The 6,000-nt window shown below is 32.8% G+C and carries 6 protein-coding genes; all 6 read left to right on the forward strand.

Annotated features, from left to right (window positions below; all coding sequences use genetic code 11):
• Positions 1-42: 42 nt before the first annotated feature.
• The 6 genes from JMA43_RS13480 to JMA43_RS13505 all read left to right on the forward strand — a co-directional run bounded on the left by JMA43_RS13480 (position 43) and on the right by JMA43_RS13505 (position 5,867).
• The gene (locus JMA43_RS13480; RefSeq protein ID WP_342157227.1) at positions 43-525 is read left to right on the forward strand and encodes a DUF4265 domain-containing protein; all 483 of its coding nucleotides are present in this window, start codon (positions 43-45) and stop codon (positions 523-525) included.
• A gap of 150 nt (positions 526-675) precedes the next feature.
• Positions 676-1,152: an SRPBCC family protein gene (locus JMA43_RS13485; protein ID WP_342157229.1), complete on the forward strand. Its 477-nt coding sequence runs from the start codon at positions 676-678 to the stop codon at positions 1,150-1,152.
• A 165-nt stretch (positions 1,153-1,317) separates the two neighbouring features.
• Positions 1,318-1,758 (forward strand): hypothetical protein, encoded by a 441-nt coding sequence (locus JMA43_RS13490; RefSeq protein ID WP_342157231.1) that lies wholly within the window; start codon positions 1,318-1,320, stop codon positions 1,756-1,758.
• Positions 1,759-2,600: 842 nt separating this feature from the next.
• Positions 2,601-3,461 carry a hypothetical protein gene (locus JMA43_RS13495; RefSeq protein ID WP_342157233.1) on the forward strand — a complete coding sequence of 287 codons (861 nt, stop codon included), beginning with the start codon at positions 2,601-2,603 and terminating at the stop codon, positions 3,459-3,461.
• Positions 3,462-4,502: 1,041 nt separating this feature from the next.
• Positions 4,503-5,369: an alpha/beta fold hydrolase gene (locus JMA43_RS13500; protein ID WP_342157235.1), complete on the forward strand. Its 867-nt coding sequence runs from the start codon at positions 4,503-4,505 to the stop codon at positions 5,367-5,369.
• A gap of 12 nt (positions 5,370-5,381) precedes the next feature.
• Positions 5,382-5,867: a DUF1905 domain-containing protein gene (locus tag JMA43_RS13505; RefSeq protein WP_342157236.1), complete on the forward strand. Its 486-nt coding sequence runs from the start codon at positions 5,382-5,384 to the stop codon at positions 5,865-5,867.
• Positions 5,868-6,000 lie beyond the last annotated feature (133 nt).

Raw genomic sequence — 6,000 nt, forward strand, 5'->3', positions numbered from 1 at the left:
CCCGCACTACGTATAGCCGAAACCGTTGTGCCTAATTGTAGAATGACAGAAACTAAAGAAAAATACGAGAAAATTTTATTCAAATATCACAGTAATGTCCTTGATGAACTGACTGTAGAAACTATGTGGGCAGAAATAATTGACAAGGATAACGGAATTTATAAATTGGACAATATTCCATTCTACGGACCACAAATCGCAACCGATGACGAATTTTATGCGGAGTTTGACGAATCGGAAAAAATGCTGACTTATAAAAAAACAACCAAACATTCTGGAAATTCTATAGTTTTAGTAATCATAACCAAAAAAGGATTTGACAAAGAAATTATTAGAAACCGATTTAAAGAATTGGATTGTGAAAGCGAAGGACTTAATGACACTTACTTTTCAATGGAAATTGTAAAAAAAGTTAATTATTCGGGAATAAGAAAAATATTAGACGAATATGAAAATGACGGAATTATTGAATTCGCAGAACCTTGTCTATCGGACAAACATCGAGCTGAATTAAAAAACAACTAGGCACAACAATGTATAAAAATAATTGCTCAGTTTTGGGCTTAACCAAAGGTAGTTGCAAGTTTACTACGTCTGATTTTCCTGCGGAAAATCCTCGCACGTAAACCCGCAACTATTCTTATACGTAATCGTTGCCACACATACCCAAACTAAATGCCGAGAATTGAATTACGAACTGAAATTAACGCTGACAAAGAAATAGTCTTTGACCTTTCTCGAAGCATTGATTTACATAAAATATCTACTGAACACACGAATGAAACTGCAATTGCTGGAAAAACAAGCGGATTAATCGGACTGAAAGAAAGCGTGACTTGGCGAGCAAAACATTTTGGAATTTACCAAAAACTCACTTCTATAATAACGGAATTTGACCGACCGAATTACTTTGTGGACGAAATGGTTAGCGGAGCATTTAGTGAATTTAAACACGAGCATCATTTTACAGAATTGAATGGTGGAACGTTGATGACTGATTATTTTGACTATAAATCACCCTTTGGAATTTTAGGCAAATTAGCAGATAGCCTTTTTCTCAAAAAATATATGATTGAATTACTAACCGAACGAAACCGAGTTGTAAAAGAGTTTGCGGAATCTGACAAATGGAAACAAATTATAACTGAATAAGAAAGTACGTATGGCAACAATATGTATAGTTCATTGCTACGGAATTTCCTCGCGGAAATTCAAGCGTTTTTACTATCTTAGTTTCCAAAGCTGAAAATCCTGCGGATTTTCACGCAACGAAACCATACATTTAACCGTTGTGCGCAAGCTAAAAAAAAGCCGTAGATGAAGATAACTTTAACGGATTACATTAAAAAGAGGAATGGAGTAGCAATTGGAAGCTCTAAATCGTTAAGGAATAACCTTTACCGCTCACTAGGCTCAAAGAACTTTTCAACTTTTTGGAATTATTGGAATCCTATTTTCGGATTTTATCTGGGGAAATATGTTTTTAAACCTTTAAAACTCTTTTTTCCTGTAACAATTGCTTTTCTCTTGACCTTTGTCTTTTGCGGAATGATTCACGACATTGTCACTACTCTTGTTCGAGGGAGAACCTCATTTTTCTTTTCAATCTGGTTTTTCTTAATGGGAATGGCGGTTTTAGTAACTAAATTATTTAATCATAATTTTTCAAGATACAAATGGATAACACGTGCTGTTATTAATCTCACAATAATTAGCCTTTGTTTATTACTGACCTTATTAATCAAGGAATATTTCTAAGGCGGAGAAAAAGCCAGCGCACAACAATGGCTATAAAAAATAGCTACTGATTTTCTAAACCAAAAGTTTTTGTACATTTAAAAAATCAAAGTTGTGGCGGACAGGTTTGCGCTTGTTTTTCCGCTACTTTTCATAGCCGAGCCCGTTATGAAGCAATCGGTTGATTTTATTTAAAGATAGATAATTGATAGCTGTTTACGCGTTAAAAGGACTTATTTAAGGCTTTATAAAGAAGGAGATTAGTATAATCGATTTCAAGTTTTCGGCGATAAATGCCGTGAAAATTTATTTTCAAACGAGCTATGTCGTATAAAACTTGTTTCTAAGGTAGCGATTTTTTACTACAAAGTCAAGTTATGGATATAAAATCTACCACCTTACGCTTATAAAGTCTTTAATAAAAAGAAAACAACGCGCCTAAATTTAACGACGGGTACCTCAATGTACAGGTCATAAAATTTATAAACGCTTTTCAATTCCTTAAATACGGATAAAATCAAACGACTGGAGCTTATCCATTTCATAATACTTTAATAATTTAATGAAATGGCATTTTAAACCTAATAAACCAAGTATTCCCCATTACCTATCTTTCGTTTAAAATAAAAGCCTCATAACACAATATATAATAAATAAGGGAGTAAGCGCTTTGACAAATGGTCATTTATCAAAACTAGGTCGTAAAATATGATTACCTAATATTTTTAAAAAGATAAATATTAATATCATTTTTACTCGATAAATATCCTAAGGATAGTTATATTATCTCCCTTACTTACCATATATTTACCGTTAGGCACAAGCTTAAGACGTAAACGATTTGTAAAATACAATTACACTCTATGAAAACAAAAACATTATTAGTCATACTATTTGGAATAATTCTAAATATTAATGCGCAAAACACCTTTCCTTCTTCTAGTAATGTTGGAATAGGAACTCTAAACCCTGAACACGGAAAATTACACATAAGCGGAACTGGAGCTAGCCAAGGAATAAATTTATGGACAAAATCAGGAGAAACAACATCAAGAATCTGGATCGACAATCAAAACAAAACTTTTCATTTGAGTAAAGGGGATAACCCTATAAATGGAATAACTATTAATAATAATGGATTAGTTGGAATTGGAGAAATTAATCCTGAATATGGGCGATTACACATTAATGGTAATGGAGCTAGTCAAGGAATAAATCTATGGACAAAATCAGGAGAAACAACATCAAGAATCTGGATTGACAATCAAAATAAAACTTTCCATTTGAGTAAAGGGAATAATCCTATAAATGGAATAACTATTAATAATAATGGATTAGTTGGAATTGGAGAAATTAATCCTAACTCTAAATTATCTGTTAATGGTAAAATACATGCAAAAGAGGTTAAAATCGATTTAATAGGATGGTCTGACTTTGTATTCTATGATAATTATAATTTACCTACATTATTTGAGGTAGAAACTCATATTAAAGAAAAAGGACATTTAAAAGATATTCCAAGTGCTAAGGAGGTAGCAGAAAATGGAATTTTTTTAGGAGAAATGGATTCAAAACTTCTTCAAAAAATAGAAGAATTAATGCTTTATACAATCCAACAACAAAAAGAGATTGAAAATCTCAAAAAAGAAAATAATGGTATAAAGCTATTAAATGACCAGCTTCTTCAGCTACAAAAAAGAATGGATAAATTGGAAAAGAAATAAAGCCTGTGCCTAACAATGTATAACCGCAATTACGGCGGATTCGACTACGTCCGAATCCACTCGGAATTGCTAACGTCAGTGCTTAACCGAAAAACTTCGTATATTTAATCCGTAACTGACGGTTATACGTACCCGTTGGCTTTAATGCCTCAAAAGTGTCGTAAATACTCAACTTTAACTATAAAAAAATTGGTTTAAATATCCTGTTTTACAAGAAACAAAGCGGTAACTGAATATCTTCAAAAAAGAAAAGTTTTCTAGTAAATTTCTAACTCTCAAATTTAAAAACTTACTGGTTGAAAAAACTACCGAAAAACTATTTTGAAAAATCAAACTCCAAATGAATATTTTGCTAACTGAAACCTGATTTGATTTTAATAATCTAATTCAAAAAGAAAAATAAACACTCAAAAAAACGATTGATTGAAAAGTCTTGTGCAAAAAGGTTTCTAAAATTTTCATCAAAGTCAAACATTTAAGGTAACTGAATATTTCTCAAAAAAAGAAACTGATATAAAAGCACTAAAAGCCAACAACGTGTAAGCGCAATTGCTGGCTGATTTTTCCTGCGGAAAAATCTCGCTAAATTCAAACGCTCACGTTTTTTTGCTATCTTAGTACAAAATCACAGCAACTGACGTTTACACAACACCGTTGTGCAGTATAAAAAGTGTTTAAAAAAGCTAACTTCTTCTCTACTCCTTTTTTAGGTTTTTAAGGCAGGTAAATGCAGTTCCTTTTCCATCGGTGTATTTTTGAAAGTTCAGTTTTTAAAAATAAAGGCAAAAAGCAAACGCACAGTAGCCAGCCACCAAGCTGTACGCAAGCAGAACGTAACAACCTTGCTTTTTGCGGTTTATTTGCCAAGTTTTGCGTCTTGACTTACACTGCACAACACTATGTATAGTTCATTGCTACGGAATTTCCTTGCGGAAATTCGGGCGTTTTTGCTATATTAGTTTCTTAAAACTGAAAATCCTGCGGATTTTCACGCAACGAAACCATACATGAAACCGTTATGTGCAAGCTAAAAAAAGAACAATGAGACCAACGATTACGATATTACTACTTACATTTTTATCTTTTGCCTGCAACGAGAATATAACTGAAATGAAAGAAAAAACGATTGACATCAACAACGAAAGCATATCTTACTATGACAACGAAAATGGAACAACAACTTTATTGTTCATTCACGGAGCATTTATAGACAAAGAATATTGGAAAGAACAACTAAATCACTTTTCGCCTAATTACAGAGTAGTTGCTTTAGATTTAGCTGGACACGGAAAATCTTCAACCAACCGTAAGAATTGGACAATCGAGAGTTATGGCAAAGATGTAATCGAGCTCATAGAACAGTTAGACCTCAAAAACATAATCCTAATTGGGCATTCCATTGGTGGCGACATAATGTTGGAAACCATAAACAACAACTACAAAAAAATTATTGGGATAATAGGCGTGGATTATTTTAAAAACGTAGGTTTTGAACTGCCAAAAGATGCTGTAGATGGCTTGATAGCTAATCTGAAAAATAATTTTGCAAGCACTACCGAACAATATGTAAATCAACAACTCATAACTTCCCAAACAAATCAAGAAATAGCGGACAGAATAACAACCGATTTCAAAACAATGAACCCAGAAATTGGTCTTTCGATTAACCAAAATAGTTTCGGTTATTCCCAACGAGAATTGGCATTGCTAAAAAAGCTCAAGAAAAAATTATTTCTAATCAATGTAAATTATTTCCCTACAAATGAAGAAAGTATAAAAAACATTTTAGGCGATAATTACAAACTTTACGAAATAGGTGGAACGTGCCACTATCCAATGATTGAAACCCCAGATGAATTCAGTACAACGTTACAAAAGGCAATTAAAGAAATCACAAAAGCTGACTAAATCAATGTTACGATGAAAGGGACAGTTGAATATCGTTTTGATGCTAAAATCTACAAAGTTGGGATTAACGCCTGTGTGGACGTTCCAAACGAGATAACAAATCAAATGAAACCCACAAATGGCTACATAAAGGTCAAAGGGAAAATAAACGGATTTGCCTTCAACAAAAATCTCGTTCCAGTAAAAGATAATCCATACCGACTTTTTGTAAATATTCCGATGTCAAAAGGGGGGAATACTGAATTAGGCAAAATTGCGGATTTTGTAATCTGTCAGGACTTCAACACACAAAGAAAAAAATACGACAAACCAAAAAAATTGATAGACGAGCTGAAAACCAAAAAATTGACTTCCAACTTTAATGATTTGACCGAAGCAAGACAAAATGAAATTCTAAAATATCTGAACAATATCAAAACAGAAAAAACACTGGAAAGGAACATTGGCAAGCTCATAGGTCAACTTGAAAGGAAAGAGAAAAACGTAAGAATACCTTGAAAAAGCCAGCACATAACATTGTGTATAAGTAATAGCGGTTTAAGTGATAAAACGAAAGATAAAATATAAAACAAAGGTCAGTACAAAACTGAAAAGTTAGTGAGTAAAAACCCGCTACTACTCATACACTTGG

The organism is Joostella sp. CR20 (assembly GCF_038433465.1).
Classification (GTDB): Bacteria; Bacteroidota; Bacteroidia; order Flavobacteriales; family Flavobacteriaceae; genus Galbibacter.

Coding starts and splice junctions, on each gene's coding strand:
- JMA43_RS13480 (WP_342157227.1), top strand. CDS start 43: ATGACAGAAACTAAAGAAAAATACGAGAAAATTTTATTCAAATATCAC.
- JMA43_RS13485 (WP_342157229.1), top strand. CDS start 676: ATGCCGAGAATTGAATTACGAACTGAAATTAACGCTGACAAAGAAATA.
- JMA43_RS13490 (WP_342157231.1), top strand. CDS start 1,318: ATGAAGATAACTTTAACGGATTACATTAAAAAGAGGAATGGAGTAGCA.
- JMA43_RS13495 (WP_342157233.1), top strand. CDS start 2,601: ATGAAAACAAAAACATTATTAGTCATACTATTTGGAATAATTCTAAAT.
- JMA43_RS13500 (WP_342157235.1), top strand. CDS start 4,503: ATGAGACCAACGATTACGATATTACTACTTACATTTTTATCTTTTGCC.
- JMA43_RS13505 (WP_342157236.1), top strand. CDS start 5,382: ATGAAAGGGACAGTTGAATATCGTTTTGATGCTAAAATCTACAAAGTT.